Source organism: Stenotrophomonas sp. 05N423, from assembly GCF_056397145.1.
The window spans coordinates 156,842-169,979 of the sequence record NZ_JBFTMV010000008.1 but is presented as its reverse complement, the minus strand read 5'-3'; the positions used below and the strand labels follow the sequence as shown (position 1 = coordinate 169,979).

The 13,138-nt window shown below is 70.6% G+C and carries 15 protein-coding genes; 5 read left to right on the top strand and 10 right to left on the bottom strand.

The features are described 5' to 3' along the window. The 9 genes from AC1DGW_RS13600 to AC1DGW_RS13560 all read right to left on the bottom strand — a co-directional run. The coding region (locus AC1DGW_RS13600; protein WP_478023861.1) for a serine dehydratase beta chain at window positions 1-149 on the bottom strand (149 nt) is incomplete at its 3' end. A gap of 17 nt (window positions 150-166) precedes the next feature. After that, window positions 167-712, bottom strand: coding sequence for a cytochrome b (locus AC1DGW_RS13595; protein ID WP_478023847.1), 546 nt, complete (start codon window positions 710-712; stop codon window positions 167-169). 31 nt (window positions 713-743) lie between these two features. Further along, window positions 744-2,087, bottom strand: a complete 1,344-nt coding sequence (locus AC1DGW_RS13590; RefSeq protein WP_478023845.1) for a DUF3100 domain-containing protein — start codon at window positions 2,085-2,087, stop codon at window positions 744-746. 36 nt (window positions 2,088-2,123) lie between these two features. Further along, a complete protein-coding gene (locus AC1DGW_RS13585; RefSeq protein ID WP_478023843.1) occupies window positions 2,124-2,321 on the bottom strand; it encodes a tautomerase family protein in 198 nt (65 codons plus the stop codon). A gap of 3 nt (window positions 2,322-2,324) precedes the next feature. Further along, window positions 2,325-3,092, bottom strand: coding sequence for a 2-keto-4-pentenoate hydratase (locus AC1DGW_RS13580; protein ID WP_478023841.1), 768 nt, complete (start codon window positions 3,090-3,092; stop codon window positions 2,325-2,327). Continuing rightward, window positions 3,089-4,120, bottom strand: coding sequence for a 4-hydroxy-2-oxovalerate aldolase (gene dmpG, locus AC1DGW_RS13575; RefSeq protein WP_478023839.1), 1,032 nt, complete (start codon window positions 4,118-4,120; stop codon window positions 3,089-3,091). Before dmpG ends, AC1DGW_RS13580 begins: the two co-directional genes overlap by 4 nt. Further along, window positions 4,117-5,070, bottom strand: a complete 954-nt coding sequence (locus AC1DGW_RS13570; protein WP_478023837.1) for an acetaldehyde dehydrogenase (acetylating) — start codon at window positions 5,068-5,070, stop codon at window positions 4,117-4,119. The genes dmpG and AC1DGW_RS13570 overlap by 4 nt, the downstream gene beginning before the upstream one ends. Window positions 5,071-5,074: 4 nt before the next feature. Next, window positions 5,075-5,890: a 2-keto-4-pentenoate hydratase gene (locus AC1DGW_RS13565; protein WP_478023835.1), complete on the bottom strand. Its 816-nt coding sequence runs from the start codon at window positions 5,888-5,890 to the stop codon at window positions 5,075-5,077. Continuing rightward, window positions 5,871-7,358: a 2-hydroxymuconic semialdehyde dehydrogenase gene (locus tag AC1DGW_RS13560; protein ID WP_478023833.1), complete on the bottom strand. Its 1,488-nt coding sequence runs from the start codon at window positions 7,356-7,358 to the stop codon at window positions 5,871-5,873. Before AC1DGW_RS13560 ends, AC1DGW_RS13565 begins: the two co-directional genes overlap by 20 nt. A gap of 237 nt (window positions 7,359-7,595) precedes the next feature. On the opposite strand from AC1DGW_RS13560, the gene AC1DGW_RS13555 reads away from it, so the two are divergent. From AC1DGW_RS13555 to AC1DGW_RS13535, 5 genes are all read left to right on the top strand, one after another. Beyond that, on the top strand, window positions 7,596-8,750 hold the full coding sequence (locus AC1DGW_RS13555; RefSeq protein ID WP_478023831.1) for an amidohydrolase: 1,155 nt from the start codon (window positions 7,596-7,598) through the stop codon (window positions 8,748-8,750). A gap of 67 nt (window positions 8,751-8,817) precedes the next feature. After that, the gene (locus AC1DGW_RS13550; RefSeq protein WP_478023829.1) at window positions 8,818-9,720 is read left to right on the top strand and encodes a VOC family protein; all 903 of its coding nucleotides are present in this window, start codon (window positions 8,818-8,820) and stop codon (window positions 9,718-9,720) included. Beyond that, window positions 9,717-10,574 (top strand): VOC family protein, encoded by an 858-nt coding sequence (locus tag AC1DGW_RS13545; RefSeq protein ID WP_478023827.1) that lies wholly within the window; start codon window positions 9,717-9,719, stop codon window positions 10,572-10,574. The genes AC1DGW_RS13550 and AC1DGW_RS13545 overlap by 4 nt, the downstream gene beginning before the upstream one ends. Continuing rightward, entirely contained in the window at window positions 10,571-11,254 is a 684-nt protein-coding gene (locus AC1DGW_RS13540) for a class II aldolase/adducin family protein (protein ID WP_478023825.1), read from the top strand. Before AC1DGW_RS13545 ends, AC1DGW_RS13540 begins: the two co-directional genes overlap by 4 nt. Before the next feature lie 45 nt (window positions 11,255-11,299). After that, on the top strand, window positions 11,300-11,938 hold the full coding sequence (locus AC1DGW_RS13535; protein ID WP_478023823.1) for a ChuX/HutX family heme-like substrate-binding protein: 639 nt from the start codon (window positions 11,300-11,302) through the stop codon (window positions 11,936-11,938). Between the two features lie 61 nt (window positions 11,939-11,999). On the opposite strand, the gene AC1DGW_RS13530 is transcribed toward AC1DGW_RS13535, so the two are convergent. Continuing rightward, window positions 12,000-12,722 carry a GntR family transcriptional regulator gene (locus AC1DGW_RS13530; protein WP_478023821.1) on the bottom strand — a complete coding sequence of 241 codons (723 nt, stop codon included), beginning with the start codon at window positions 12,720-12,722 and terminating at the stop codon, window positions 12,000-12,002. Between the last annotated feature and the right edge of the window lie 416 nt (window positions 12,723-13,138).

The following is a 13,138-nucleotide window of genomic DNA, read 5'->3' as shown; positions in this document are numbered from 1 at the left end:
TCGGCACGGATGCGCACCACGTCCTGGAGCCTGCCCGGATCGAGCAGCCAGCGGTGGACGAAGCGCTCGGCCGCGCGCATCGGGCCGACGGTGTGCGAGGAACTCGGGCCGATGCCGATCTTGAACAGGTCGAACGTGCTGACGGACATGCCGGTTCCCGGTGCGCTCAGCCGCGTCCGGCCGGCAGCATGCGCCGCAGCAGGCCGTCGCGGCGCAGTAGCTGGTGGTGCAGCACCGCCGCCAGGTGCAGCGCGACCAGCGCGGCCAGCGCCCAGAACAACCACACATGGGCAGCGTCCAGCAGCTGCCGCAGATCCGGGTCGCGCGCGGCCAGTGCTGGTAGCTGGAACAGACCGAACCACGGCAGCGGCTGTCCGGCCACCGAGTTGAGCAGCCAGCCGGACAGCGGCAGCGCCAGCAGCAGCGCGTACATCAGCAAGTGGGTGGCCTGCGCGGCGCGCAGCTGCCATGCCGGTGCGGCCAGCGGCGCGGGCGCGCGCGTGGCCAGGCGTACCGCCACGCGCAGCGCCGCCAGCGCCAGCGCGGTGACGCCCAGCGATTTGTGCAGGCCGTAGCACAGACGGCGCGGGTCGCTGCCGCGTTCCATGTCCACCATCAACAGGCCGATCGCCGCGGAGGCGACGACCAGCAGCAGGCCCAGCCAGTGCAGCCAGCGCACCGCCGCCGGCCAGCGCGGGGAAACGCGCGGCAAGTCGTGATCCATGTCGCTCGCCCCGGCCGCGTCAGTGGAAGAACTCGGCGATCGCCGCCGCGCCGATGAAGGTGCCGGTGGTGGCGGTCAGCGACACCGCGACGATGCGCCAGCCCAGCCGGCGGAACATCGGCAGCTTGCGCGCCACCGAGAAGCCGGCCAGCGCCAGCACGGTGGTGGTGATGCTCATGAACTGCACGCGGTCGGTGGTCGTGGCCAGCGCGTCGGCCAGCGGCCAGCCGCCGGGGATGGTCACCAGCGTCGCCGCCACCGCCAGGAACAGCATCAGCGGCAGCCGGCGCAGCACGCGCTTGAGCGCGATGCCGGCCAGCACGATCGCCACCATCACCGCCACGCCGGGCAGGGTCTGCTGCGACGGCACGCCATGGCCCATGTAGTTGCTGAGGGTGATGCCGGCGACCATCAGCAGCAGCGCCACCATGCTGTCGGCGAAGGAAGGGGTCTCGTCCTCCTCGGCCATCGCCGCTTCGGGATCCAGGTCGTCGGCCGTCGGCGCGCGCCGCGCCAGCGCGGTGCGGCCCAGCACCGGTTCCAGCCGCGCATACAGCCAGTTGCACAGCGGCAGGGTGACGAACACCGCGAAGTAGAACCCGACCACACCGGCGATCAGGTTCGCCGCCGCGGCGATGGCGTTCAGCTCCTTGACCATCTCCGGCGCCATGCCGACGGTGATCACGCCCAGCGCGGCCGCCATCAGGCTGCCCGAGCCCATGCCGGCGCCCATCGCCAGCGAGCGCGGATCGAAGATGCCCAGCGGCGCGATCATGCTCACCAGCAGGGTGATGAACACCGCGCCCAGCACCGTGCCGGTGATGTACTCGGCGAGCACGCCGCGGCCTTCGGCCGACTGCATGCCGTACTTCTGGCCGATGATGACCAGGCTGTTCTCGCGCCCGATCGAGAAGGTGGCGCCGACCGCCTCGCGCTTGATGCCCAGTACCAGCGCCAGCGGCAATGCCAGCACCATGGTGCCGAAGGCGTGGCCCAGTTCCTGGAAGGCCAGCGCCCAGCCGACCTTCTGCAGCTGGGGCATCGAATGCCCGGCCATCAGCCCGAGCTTGACGATGAACAGCAGCAGCGCGGCGTTGAGCAGCTTGCCGGCATGCCGCTGCAGCGGCACGTCCAGTCGCAGCGCCTGCGGCATCCGCGCATGCAGGGCCGCCAGTGCCGTGGTCAGCAGCAGCGCCATCAGCATCGGCAGGATCACGATCTTCGATGACCACACCGGTACCGCGATCGGCCCGATCCATTCGGTCAGGGCCGTGACCGCCAGTACCACCAGCAGCAGGAGCCAGAGCCGGCGCGGTGCGGCCGGCGGGGGGGAGGGAACGGCTGGGGCTGCGGCATGGGACATGGTCGGAATCGCTCGTGATCGTGGCGCGGGTCGGCTTCAGCGGGCGGGGGCGGGCGGCGTCTTCGGCTCGCCGGCGGTGAACCACTCGGCCGCCGGGATCTCGTGGATCAGCACCCGCACCGCCGTGGCCGGAACCGCCAGGTGGACGGTCGCGGCTTCGGTGACCGCGCGGGCGAAGGCCTGCTTCTGCGCGGCGCTGCGGCCGGCCAGGATGTGTGCGTGCAGGATCGGCATGGTTCAGCCCTCGACGTGGAAGCCGCAGCGGCCGAGCGACTCGACCTCCAGCGACACATGGATGCCGGCGCGCAGCGCGCAGGCGGCGGTGGCGCCGCCGGCCAGCACGATGTCGCCCGGCTGCAGGCTCTCGCCGGCCTCGGCGACCACCCGCGCGGCGGCCACCAGCGAACGCAGCGGATGGCCCAGGATCGCTGCGGTGGAGCCGAATGCCTGCGGACGGCCGTCGAAATCCAGCACCAGGCCGAGGTTGTCCAGGTCGGTGGCCGGGCTGCGCCAGGGGCCGACCACGAAGCCTGACGAAGAACTGTTGTCGGCGACCACGTCGGTCAGCGAGAAGCGGAAGTTCTCGTAGCGCGAGTCGATGATCTCCAGCGCCGGCGCCACCGCGTCGATCGCGGCCAGCGCCTGCGGCGCGGTGACCGCGCCGGCCAGCGGGCGCCCGACCAGGAAGGCCACTTCGGGCTCCACCCGCGGATGCACGTAGTCGCCGAGGCGCACGGTGGCGCCGTCGTCCATCAGCATCGAGGAGGTGAGCCGGCCCCAGATCATGTCCGATACGCCCATCTGCACCATCTTGGCGCGGCTGGTGAAGCCCATCTTGATGCCGATGCGGCGCTCGCCGCGGCGCAGCCGGCGTTCGATGCTCAGGCGCTGGATCGCATAGGCCTGTTCCAGGCTGATGGCCTGCTCCAGTTGCGGGGTGGCGTTGGCGTGGCGGGCGGCGTCGTCCAGGCGCCCGGCCAGCGCCTCGATGTCGATGGCGGTCATGCGGTCTGTCCCTCGGTAGTGCGGTTGCGCGCCAGCAGGTCCAGCGCGACGTCGACGATCATGTCTTCCTGTCCGCCGACCATGCGCCGGCGCCCCAGCTCGACCAGGATCGAGCGTACGTCCAGGCCGTGGTCGGCGGCGGCCTTCTCGGCGTGGCGCAGGAAGCTGGAATAGACGCCGGCATAGCCCAGGCTCAGGGTTTCGCGGTCCACCCTTACCGGGCGGTCCTGCAGCGGCCGCACCAGGTCGTCGGCCGCATCCATCAGTGCGTACAGGTCGCAGCCGTGCTCCCAGCCCATGCGCTCGACCGCGGCGATGAACACCTCCAGCGGCGCGTTGCCGGCGCCAGCGCCCATGCCGGCCAGCGACGCGTCCACGCGGGTCACGCCGTTCTCCACCGCGACGATGGAGTTGGCTACGCCCAATGACAGGTTGTGGTGGGCGTGGATGCCGATCTGGGTGTCCGGGCGCAGCGCGTCGCGCAGCGCGCGCACCCGGTCGCGGGTGGCGTCCATGGTCAGTGCGCCGCCGGAGTCGGTGACGTACACGCAGTACGCGCCGTAGCTCTCCATCTTCAGCGCCTGCGCGGCCAGCTCGGCCGGCGAGGTCATGTGGCTCATCATCAGGAAGCCGGCCACGTCGATCTCCAGCCGGCGCGCCTCCTCGATGTGCTGGCGGGCGACGTCGGCCTCGGTGCAGTGGGTGGCCACGCGCACCGAGCGCACGCCGGCGGCCACCGCCTCGCGCAGGTCGTGCACGGTGCCGATGCCGGGCAGCAACAAGGTGGTCAACTTCGCCTGCTGCACGCTCTCGCGCACCGCGGCGATCCATTCCAGGTCCGAATGCCGGCCGAAGCCGTAGTTGAAGCTGGAGCCGGCCAGGCCGTCGCCGTGCGCGACTTCGATGGCGGCCACGCCGGCACGGTCCAGCGCGCCGGCGATGGCGCGGGTATGGTCGAGTCCGTACTGGTGGCGGATGGCGTGCATGCCATCGCGCAGGGTGACGTCCTGGATGTAGAGCCGGTTCATCGCGCGTCCTCCTCGGTGGCGGCTTCCTGGGAAACCTCGACCATGCGCTCGGCCGCGGCCAGCGCCGCGGAGGTCATGATGTCCAGGTTGCCGGCATAGGCCGGCAGATAGTGGCCGGCGCCTTCGACTTCGAGGAACACCGATACCTTCAGCCCCGGCGCGGCGTCGGCGCGGCCGAGGATGGCCGCGCATGCGGCGGCGTCCACGGCTTCGAACTGCACCTGCTGCTTGAGCCGGTAGCCGGGCACGTAGCCGGCCACGGTGGCGACCATGGCCTCGATGGATGCGGCGATCGCGGCCGGGTCGCCGCCTTCGGTCAGGCAGTACACGGTGTCGCGCATGATCAGCGGCGGCTCGGCCGGGTTGAGCACGATGATGGCCTTGCCGCGCTGCGCGCCGCCGACGGTCTCCAGCGCGCGCGAGGTGGTCTCGGTGAATTCGTCGATGTTGGCGCGGGTGCCGGGGCCGGCCGACTTGCTGGCGATGGAGGCGACGATCTCGGCGTAGCGCACCGGCACCACGCGCGCGACCGCGGCCACCACCGGGATGGTGGCCTGGCCGCCGCAGGTGACCATGTTGACGTTGCCCGCGGCCAGGTGCTGGTCCAGGTTCACCGCCGGCACCACGTAGGGACCGACCGCGGCCGGGGTCAGGTCGATCACGCGCTTGCCGTCGGCGCGCAGCAGGCGGTCGTGGCCGACGTGGGCGCCGGCCGAGGTGGCGTCGAACACGATGTCGATGCCGGCATACTCCGGCATCGCGCGCAGGCCTTCGATGCCGTCGTGGGTGGTGGCCACGCCGAGCCGGCGCGCGCGCGCCAGGCCGTCCGACTGCGGGTCTACGCCGACCATCGCCGCCATCTGCAGGTGGCGGCCGTGGCGCAGGATCTTGATCATCAGGTCGGTGCCGATGTTGCCCGAACCGATCACCGCGACGTTGTGCTTGCTCATGGGCTCACTCTCCACGGAAGGCGGCCGCGACCCGGCCCAGGCCGGAGATGCGGGCTTCGAAGACATCGCCCGGGCGAGCCACGGCCATCGGCCCCAGCGCCCCGGACAGCACGGTGTCGCCGGCGCGCAGCGGCCGGCCGATGCGCGCGGCGGTGCGCGCCAGCCACACCACCGCGTTGAGCGGATTGCCCAGGCAGGCCGCGCCGCAGCCCAGCGAGACCGGTTCGCCGCGCTGTTCCAGGCTCATGCCGCACAGGCGCAGGTCCAGCGACTCGATCTTCTTCGGCGACCCGCCGAGCACGTAGACGCCGGAGGAGGCGTTGTCGGCGATGGTGTCGAGGATGCTGATCTTCCAGTCGCGCACGCGGCTGTCGACCACTTCGATGGCCGGCAGCGCGTAGCCGATGGCCCTCAGCACATGCCCCAGCGTCGGCCGCTCGGCGTCCAGGTCGCGGTCGAGCACGAAGGCGATCTCGGCCTCGACCTTGGGCTGGATCAGGCGGCCGAGCGGGATCTCCTCGCCGTCGCCATAGGCCATGTCGTCGAACAGCATGCCGTAATCGGGCTGGTCCACGCCCAGCTGCCGCTGCACGGCAACGGAGGTCAGGCCGATCTTGCGCCCGGACAGGCGCCGGCCGCCGGCCAGCGCCTGCTCGGTGAGCAGGTGCTGGACCGCGTAGGCGGCGTCGATGCCGCCGGATCCGAGCAGCGGCGCGACCGGCTCGCAGGCCGTTCCACTGCGTGCGGCCTCGCCCAGCAGGCGCGCGGCCTCGCGCACCGGCGCGGTGCCGGCCAGCGCTTCAAAGCTTGATGCAGACATTGCGCAGCTCCGTATAGAACTCCAGCCCGTGGACGCCGCCTTCGCGGCCGATGCCCGACTGCTTGGCGCCGCCGAAGGCGGTGCGCAGGTCGCGCAGGAACCAGCAGTTGACCCAGGCCACGCCGACCTGGATGGCGGCGGCCACGCGGTGGGCGCGCGACAGATCGCCGGTCCAGATCGAGGTGGCCAGCCCGTAGGGGCTGTCGTTGGCCGCGGCGATGGCTTCGTCCTCGCGGTCGAACGGGGCGATGTGGCAGCACGGCCCGAAGATCTCCTCGGTCAGCACCGCCGAATCGGCCGCCAGGCCGGTCCAGATGGTCGGTTCCACCCACCAGCCGCCGGACAGCGGCGCCGGCAGCGACGGCACGCCGCCGCCGGTGACGATGGTGGCGCCCTCGTTGCGCGCGCGGGCGTAGTAGGACAGCACCTTGTCGTGGTGCGCCTTGCTGATCAGCGGGCCGAACGTGGTGTCCCCGGCGTTCGGGTCGCCCGGGCGCAGTGCCTCGGCCGCCTGCTTCAGGCGCGCGACGAAGGTGTCGAAGATCGGTCGTTCGACATAGATGCGCTCGGTGCCCAGGCAGACCTGGCCGCTGTTGAGGAAGGCCGAGCGGGTGGTGCCGGCGATGGCCGCGTCCAGGTCGCAGTCGGCGAAGACCACGGCCGCGTTCTTGCCGCCCAGTTCGAAGGAGACCGGGCGCACGCCCACCGCGGCGGCCTTCATGATCGCCGTGCCGGTGCGGGTTTCGCCGGTGAAGGTGATGCCGTTCACGCCGGGGTGTTCGGTCAGGTACTGCCCGGCGCTGTCCGGGCCGAAGCCGTGCACCACGTTGAACACGCCCGGCGGCACGCCGGCATCGTTCATCACCTCGGCCAGCAGGGTGGTGGTGCTGGGGGTTTCCTCCGACGGCTTGACCACCACGGTGTTGCCGAAGGCCAGCGCCGGGGCCACCTTCCAGGTCATCAGCAGCAGCGGCAGGTTCCACGGGCAGATCACCGCGATCACTCCGCGCGGGGTGCGCAGGCCGTAGTTGAGCGCGGTGCCGCCGTCGGGCGTGGGCGAGCGGAACGCCTCGGTGGCGCCGTGCGCCAGCTGGTCGGCGAACACGTCGAAGTTGGCCGCCCCGCGCGGGATGTCCAGGTGGCTGGCCAGGCTGTACGGCTTGCCGGTATCGCGCACTTCGGCGGCGACGAACTCGTCGAAGCGGGCGCGGATGCCGTCGGCCAGCCGGCGCAGGATCGCCGCGCGCTCGCCGTCGGTGAGCCGGCCCCAGGGGCCATGCAGGGCATCGCGCGCCGCGCGCACCGCCTGATCGACGATGCCGGCATCGGCCTCGTGGACATGGCCCACGACCTGGCCGGTGGCGGGGTCGACATTGGCGAACGGAGGCCGGCTGGAAGTGACCGGGCGGCCTGCGATGTAGTGCGTGATGACAGGGGAGGCGGGCGCTTGCGCTGCAGTGATGTTCATGCGGTTTCCGTGGTCGAATCCATAAATTACGAAATTTATTCCGTTTCCTCGTGGTGCTTCGGGGGCCGGATATCTGCCGTATTTCAGCCAAACATCAATGTTTATTGGATTTGCTTGGAGCGGCGATCATGCCAGACAAATTTCGAGATGTCTGCAAAATATCGAAATTAAATTTGACAAGCGAGGTGCGACTCTGCTTTGATCGGTCCCACGCCCACGTTCCGGAGATGCACCCTGATGGCCGCCGTTCCTGATTCCGTCCTCGCCCTGGCGCCGCGCATGGCCGACTGGCGCCAGCGCATCCACGCCTGGCCCGAGCTGGGCTTCGAGGAAGAGCGCACCTCGGCGCTGGTGGCCGAGGTGCTGCGCGGCCTCGGGCTGGACGTGCACACCGGCCTGGGCGGCACCGGCGTGGTGGCGGTGATCGACTCCGGCAAGCCGGGGATGTCCATCGGCCTGCGCGCCGACATGGACGCCCTGCCCATGGACGAACACAACGAGCTGCCGTACCGCTCGCAGCGCCCGGGCGTGGCCCACACCTGCGGCCACGACGGCCATACCGCCGCGCTGCTGGGCACCGCCGAGCACCTGGTGGCGAATCCGCCGGCCAGCGGCCGCGTGGTGCTGATCTTCCAGCCGGCCGAGGAGGGCGGGCGCGGCGCCATCAAGATGGTCGAAGACGGCCTGTTCGAGCGTTGGCCGTGCGATGAGGTTTATGCCTTCCACAACATGCCGGCGCTGCCCGGCGGCCAGGCCAGCGTGCGCACCGGTGCCACGCTGCAGTCACTGGCGGTGTTCGAGATCGCGATCGAGGGTGTCGGCGGCCATGCCGCCGCACCGCACCGCGCCAACGACCCGCTGCAGGTCGCCGCGCGCCTGGCGGTGGAGATCAGCGCCATCGTCGGCCGCCACATCGACCCGATGGAAGCGGCGCTGATCAATGTGGGCAGCCTGCAGGCCGGCACCACCCACAACATCATCCCGTCCTCCGCCTCGCTCAGCGGCACCATCCGCTCGCTGTCGCGCGAGGTGCACGAGGAACTACTCAAGCGCCTGCGCGCGCTGTGCGAGGGGTATGCGCAGATCTCCGACTGCAGCATCGACCTGCGCATCCCGCACTCCTGCCCGCCCTGCGTCAACGCGCCGGAGCAGGCTGCGCTGGCGGCGCAGGCGCTGGGCGATGTGCTGGGCGCGGACAACGTCAGGACCGACATGCGCGCCTATCCGTTCTCGGACGATTTTTCCTACATGCTGGAACAGTGGCCCGGCGCCTACCTGTTCCTGGGCATGGACAGCGCCATGTGCCACCACCCGACGTTCCGGTTCGACGACCAGCTGCTGCCGGTGGCCGCGGCGGTATTCGAGCGGATCGTGCGCCGCCGCCTGGGCTGAGCCCGGGCGGCGTACCGGCGCAACGTTCCTTCCCCACGGCCCACCGCATCCATTGAGGTACCGCGTCATGTCGATCGTCGTCGAGCAACTGCGTTACGTCGTCCTTGGAACCCGCGACCTGGAAGCGGCCACGCACTTCGCCGGCACCGAACTGGGGCTGCAGGCGCTGCCGGCCGGCAACGGCGAGCAGGCGTTCCGTTCCGACGAGCGCCAGTACAGCCTGGTCTATTCCAGCGCGTCGCCGCGCCGCCATGCGGTGGGCCTGGAACTGCGCGACGAAGCGGCGCTGCAGGCCGCGCTGCAGGCGCTGCAGGCGCGCGGCATCCCGGCGCAGCGCGATGCCGCGCTGGCGGCGCGGCGCAACGTGCGCGCGCTGGCTGCGTTCACCACGCCCGGCGGCCTGTGCCTGGAGCTGGTGGTGCGCCCGCAGAACCAGGGCTGGCGTTTCTTCCCCGCGCGCGACAGCGGCGTGGCCGGGCTGGCGGCGCTGGCGCTGCGCAGCACCGACGCGGCCGCCGACGAGGCGCTGCTGGTCGACCTGTTCGGCCTGCAGGTCCGCGACTGGATCGGCGATGCGTCCTACCTGGGCATGGATGCGGCGCACCACCGGCTGGCGTTGTTCCCGGCCGCGGCTGCCGGCGTGCTGGCGGTCGAGTTCGAGGTGCAGGGGCTGGACCAGGTGATGCAGCAGTACCACCGCCTGCGCGGACTGCCGCAGGCCATCGCGCACGGCCCCGGCCGCCGCCCCGCATCCGCGCAGGCGTTCGTCACCTTCGCCGGTCCCGACGCGGTGTACTACAGCTTCGTCGCCGAGGGCGAGCGCATCGCTGTCGCATCGCCGCGGCGCCCGCGCCAGTTCGCGATGCGCGCCGATTCGCACTGCGCCTGGGGCAGCGACTGCACCATCGCCGAGCTGGCGGCCGACGCGGTATCGCCGCGGCCGGCGCTGCGCGGAGTGCCCAGCGCATGATCCAGCTGCGCGACGTGAGCTACGTGCGCCTGGGAACCCGCGACCTGGAAGGCGCCATGCGCTACGCCACGACCATCCTCGGCCTGGAAGTGGCCGAGCGCGTCCATGGCGCGGCGTACTTCAAGTCCGACCAGCGCGAGCACACCCTGTGTTACTTCGAGGGCGACCCGGCCGACCAGGTCGTCGCCTTCGAGGTGGACACGCGCGCCGAACTGGATGCGGCGGGTGCCGAGCTCGAGCGGCTGGGGCATCCGGTGCACCGCGGCACCGCCGGCGAGGCGCAGCAGCGCAAGGTGCGCGACTTCATCGCTTTCCGCGACCCCACCGGCAACCGCATCGAGCTGGTGTGGCGGCCGCAGATGTCCTCGCGCCGCTACCACGGCGCGCGCGATGCCGGCATCACCGGCTTCAGCCACATCGGGCTGTGCACCACCGACGCGGCGCGCGACGAGGCGTTCTGGACCTCGGTGTGCAATGCGCGGGTCAGCGACCGCATCGGCGACGCGCCGTTGCTGCGCATCGACGAGGTTCACCACAAGATCGCGCTGTTCCCCACCACCCGCGCCGGCATCCAGCACATCAACCACCAGGTGGCCAGCGCCGACGACGTGCAGCGCTCGCTGCACCATCTGCGCGGCCATGGCATCCCGGTGGTGTTCGGGCCGGGCCGCCATCCGACCTCCGGCGCGCGCTTCCTGTACTTCGAAGGGCCCGACGGCATGGTCTACGAGTATTCCTCGGGCGTGAGCAGCATCGCCGACGAGCTGCTGTACCGCGAACGCCAGTTCGAGTTCGCACCGCCCGGCTTCTGCATGTGGGGCGCCGAGCCGCAGATCCGGGAGTTCCGCAAGTGAGCGCGCAGCTGGAGGCGCTGGCGCGCGGCGTGCGCGTGGCCGCGCGCGCGCTGGGCCGCGCCGGGCTGGTGCATGCCTATGGCCACTGCAGCGCACGTATCGACGCCACTTCGTTCCTGGTGGCGCCGTCGCGGCCGCTGGGGCTGGTGCGGCCGGGCGAGCGCTGCACGGTGGTGCCGCTGGACGGCGAGCTGCCCGAGGGCGTGCTGCCGGAAGTGCGCATCCACCGCGAGATCTACCGCCGCCGCCCCGACGTCGGTGGCGTGGCGCGGATCCAGCCGCCGAAGCTGATGAGCCTGAGCGTGCTCGGCCGCACGCCGCTGGCCCGGCACGGTTTCGGCGCTTATTTCCATCCGCAGCCGCCGCTGTGGGACGACCCGCTGCTGCTGCGCTCGGACGTGCAGGCGCGGCGTCTGGCCGAACAGCTCGGCGACGCGCGCGCCATCGTCATGCGCGGCAACGGCGCGGTGACCGCCGGGCAGTCGCTGCAGGCGGCGGTGGTGCTGGCCTGGTACCTGGAAGACGCCGCGCGCGTGGAACTGGACTGCCTGTCCGCCGCTGCGCACACCCTGCCGACCTGCCTGAGCGAGGAGCAGTCCGCGGTCCGCGCGACCTGGAACGGCCGCCTGCTCGAGCGCATGTGGGACTACCTCACCGCGGGCGACGTCGAGCTGGACTGAGCCGCCGCCCGCTTCCATTGCCACCCGAAGACGGAAGAAAGACCGATGAAGATCCTGCTGAACGCGTCGCTGCTGGCGGCGCTCGGCCTGGCCGGCCATGCCGCGGCCGCCGACACCTGCGCCTCGGCCGATGATGCCAAGGTGATCCGCCACTACTACGCCCAGACCCGCCCGGGCGCGCCGCCGCCGGCGGTGGCGCGCCTGTTCCGGATGGAGGAGACGCGGGTGGTCAGTGCGCTGGAGCCGGCCCAGGCCTACGGCGTGCGCTCCAACCGCCTGCTGTTCGACGAAGTCTGGAAATCGGTCGACGCCTGGGGCGCCGATACCCGCATCGGCATCGTGTTCACCTCCGGCGGCATGCATGTCTGGAACTTCCCCAGCAAGGTGCCGCAGACCCAGTCGACCACCACGCCGATCTGGTACGACATGTACGCCGATGGCGGCGCGGGCGTGCACGGCCATATCACGCCGCAGGAAGTGGACCAGATCTGGGCGCTGCAGATTCCCACCAAGGAAGCGGACAAGTTCACCCGCATCCTCGGTTTTTACGACAGGCAGGGCGCGCTGATCGTCGGCCTGTACGTGTCCGAGGGCGTGAAGGATTTCGATCCCAAGGCGGTGGCGGGCTTCGAGCGCACCCGCGAACTGCTGCGCGCGCAGCCGCGGATCTGCGCGGCCGGCTGAGATCCCGCCTCCGCGCCGGGCTGGCGTGGAGGCGCCTTGCCGCGGCGTGCGGCAGCGCCGGTCACGAGGCGTCTTTCTGCCCGGCGTCCAGTGCCGCCACGGTCTTGCGCACCTCGTCATAGGTGCGCATCAGGTGGTCGTGGGTAAGGCGGCAGGCGCGCAGCGCGTTGCGTTCCAGTGTCGCCTCGAAGATCGCCTGGTGCTCGTCCTGCACGAAGCGCTTGCCGCGCGAGGCGCTCAACGACACCCGCCGGTAGCGTTCGGCCTGGTGGTAGAGCAGTTCCTGCAGCTTGATCAGCCATGGCGAATCGCAGGCGGACACCAGCGCATAGTGGAACTGGCGGTTGCGTTCTTCCCAGGCATCGAGCAGCTCCTGCGGAGCGGCTTCGCCGCGGCCCAGCACTTCGCCCTCGACCTCATTGAGGGCGTCGTAGGTTTCGCGCACGCGCGCCTCCCAGGCGTCGTCGCCCCGCTCGATCGACAGCCGCAGCGCCTCGGTCTCGATCAGGTTGCGCACCCGCGAGATGTCGTCCAGCTCCTCCAGCGACAGCGGCGATACCCAGAAACCGCGCTGGTCCTCGGTCTTCACCAGCTGGTCGCCGACCAGTCGCGCCAGCGCCTCGCGCAGCGGCGACATGCCGATCTCGTAATGCTGGACCAGGGCCTCGAGCTTGAGCTTGCCGCCAGGCGGCCACTGGCCGTGGACGATGTCGCGGCGCAGGCGCTGGTAGGCGCGTTTGGCCAGGGTACGGGCGGCGGCCGGGGCGGAGGCGGTGGTCTTCATGCGTACAGTGTGGGGCGGGAATTTCGAAAATCAAATTCCTCTGCTGTGATGCAGCATTCTCCGGATTAATTTCGACAACGGGAATTTTGCTAAATTTCCGTGACGAGAATAAGCGATTGTTTTTAAACGTTTCTAGCGAGGTGCATCCTGCGTTGTTGCCAATCAATCGCATGATGGAAGAAAAAATATCGTAATTTTTATTGACACCCTGACGAGGTCTTGTTGTGATCCGGGTGCACTCCGGCGCCAGCGCCGGCCTTCGGAACGTGGATGGGGCATCGGCCCGGGCCCGGGAACGGCCACTGCCGGCGACATGCCGGGCAGCGCGGGCGTCCATCCGTCAGCCACAGTGAATTGCGGGGGAATGATGAGCAGTCGAGCAGGGCAACAGCGGGTTCTGGCCAGCGGATTTTCGA

What these genes read in the sequence shown, in the direction of transcription:
- AC1DGW_RS13545 (WP_478023827.1), top strand. Translation starts at nt 9,717, where the DNA reads ATGATCCAGCTGCGCGACGTGAGCTACGTGCGCCTGGGAACCCGCGAC.
- AC1DGW_RS13550 (WP_478023829.1), top strand. Translation starts at nt 8,818, where the DNA reads ATGTCGATCGTCGTCGAGCAACTGCGTTACGTCGTCCTTGGAACCCGC.
- AC1DGW_RS13570 (WP_478023837.1), bottom strand. Translation starts at nt 5,070, where the DNA reads ATGAGCAAGCACAACGTCGCGGTGATCGGTTCGGGCAACATCGGCACC.
- AC1DGW_RS13565 (WP_478023835.1), bottom strand. Translation starts at nt 5,890, where the DNA reads ATGTCTGCATCAAGCTTTGAAGCGCTGGCCGGCACCGCGCCGGTGCGC.
- dmpG (WP_478023839.1), bottom strand. Translation starts at nt 4,120, where the DNA reads ATGAACCGGCTCTACATCCAGGACGTCACCCTGCGCGATGGCATGCAC.
- AC1DGW_RS13580 (WP_478023841.1), bottom strand. Translation starts at nt 3,092, where the DNA reads ATGACCGCCATCGACATCGAGGCGCTGGCCGGGCGCCTGGACGACGCC.
- AC1DGW_RS13555 (WP_478023831.1), top strand. Translation starts at nt 7,596, where the DNA reads ATGGCCGCCGTTCCTGATTCCGTCCTCGCCCTGGCGCCGCGCATGGCC.
- AC1DGW_RS13535 (WP_478023823.1), top strand. Translation starts at nt 11,300, where the DNA reads ATGAAGATCCTGCTGAACGCGTCGCTGCTGGCGGCGCTCGGCCTGGCC.
- AC1DGW_RS13590 (WP_478023845.1), bottom strand. Translation starts at nt 2,087, where the DNA reads ATGTCCCATGCCGCAGCCCCAGCCGTTCCCTCCCCCCCGCCGGCCGCA.
- AC1DGW_RS13530 (WP_478023821.1), bottom strand. Translation starts at nt 12,722, where the DNA reads ATGAAGACCACCGCCTCCGCCCCGGCCGCCGCCCGTACCCTGGCCAAA.
- AC1DGW_RS13585 (WP_478023843.1), bottom strand. Translation starts at nt 2,321, where the DNA reads ATGCCGATCCTGCACGCACACATCCTGGCCGGCCGCAGCGCCGCGCAG.
- AC1DGW_RS13560 (WP_478023833.1), bottom strand. Translation starts at nt 7,358, where the DNA reads ATGAACATCACTGCAGCGCAAGCGCCCGCCTCCCCTGTCATCACGCAC.